Annotated in this window: 1 protein-coding gene; it reads left to right on the top strand. The window is 69.6% G+C overall.

The features are described from left to right. Window positions 1-263 precede the first annotated feature (263 nt). On the top strand, window positions 264-1,466 hold the full coding sequence (locus tag OO52_RS45410) for an IS110 family transposase (RefSeq protein ID WP_030659300.1): 1,203 nt from the start codon (window positions 264-266) through the stop codon (window positions 1,464-1,466). Window positions 1,467-1,489 lie beyond the last annotated feature (23 nt).

The following is a 1,489-nucleotide window of genomic DNA, read 5'->3' as shown; positions in this document are numbered from 1 at the left end:
CCCCGTTATCTTCTTCGCGGCCCTGCAAGAGGGCTGCTGGCCTCCGGGCCCGGTATGACTGTTGCCCCCTGTCGAACGGATGACCTGGGGGGTGGTGTCACCGGGCCCGAGGGGTGCCGTCGGAGACGCTGATCAGAGGACTGGCCACTGCCCGGCCCGGCGCAATGCCGGGCCACTTGCGGGCAGCAGGTCTGTATAACGTGGATGCGCGCGAACGGCCCCGCCGCCGAGGCCGGCACAGCAGCGACGCATGTGGGGGCACGGTGATCGACAGCGACGGAGTGGGCGTCTTCCTCGGCCTGGACGTCGGTAAAAGCAACCATCACGGCCACGGACTCACCCCGGCCGGGAAGAAGGTCTTCGACAAGGCCCTGCCGAACGGCGAACCCCAGCTGCGGGCCGTCTTCGACAAGCTCAAAGCCAAGTTCGGCACCGTCCTGGTGGTCGTGGACCAGCCCGCCTCCATCGGCGCCCTCCCGCTGACCGTCGCCCGCGACGCCGGCTGCAAGGTCGCCTACCTGCCCGGACTCGCCATGCGCCGGATCGCCGACCTCTACCCCGGTGAGGCCAAGACCGACGCCCGCGACGCGGCCGTCATCGCGGACGCCGCCCGCACCATGCCCCACACCCTGCGCTCCCTCGAACTGGCCGACGAGATCACCGCCGAGCTGACCATGCTGGTCGGCTTCGACCAGGACCTGGCCGGCGAGGCCAACCGCACCTCCAACCGCATCCGCGGGCTGCTCACCCAGTTCCACCCCAGCCTCGAACGCGTCCTGGGCCCCCGCCTGCACCACCCCGCCATCACCTGGCTGCTGGAGCGCTACGGATCCCCGGCCGCCCTGCGCAAGGCGGGCCGCCGCAAACTCGTCGAGGTCGTCCGGCCCAAAGCGCCCCGCATGGCCCAACGACTCATCGACGACATCTTCGATGCCCTCGACGAACAGACCGTCGTCGTTCCCGGAACAGGCACCCTGGACGTGATCGTGCCGTCGCTGGCCAAGTCGCTGGCCGCCGTCCACGAACAACGCCGGGCACTGGAAGCCCAGATCGAAGCCCTGCTGGAGGCCCACCCTCTTTCCCAGGTCCTGACCTCGATGCCCGGCATCGGCGTCAGGACCGCCGCAGTCCTCCTGGCCACCGTCGGCGACGGCAGCTCGTTCCCGAGCGCCGCCCACCTGGCCTCCTACGCCGGCCTCGCACCGGCCACCAAATCGTCGGGAACCTCGATCCACGGCGAACACGCCCCCAGACGCGGGAACCGACAGCTCAAACGCGCGATGTTCCTCTCCGCGTTCGCCGCCCTGCACGATCCCGCCTCCCGCGGCTATTACGACCGCTGCCGAGCCAGAGGCAAAACCCACACCCAGGCCCTCCTCCGCCTCGCCCGCCACCGCATCAGCGTCCTGTTCGCCATGCTCCGCGACGGAACCTTCTACGAACCCAGAACCCCACGGATCGCTTGACGAAAGACATAGAGGCACCCCCC

It is taken from the genome of Streptomyces flaveolus (genome assembly GCF_000716535.1).
Classification (GTDB): Bacteria; Actinomycetota; Actinomycetes; order Streptomycetales; family Streptomycetaceae; genus Streptomyces; species Streptomyces flaveolus_A.
This window is presented reverse-complemented; position numbering and strand designations above follow the sequence as displayed.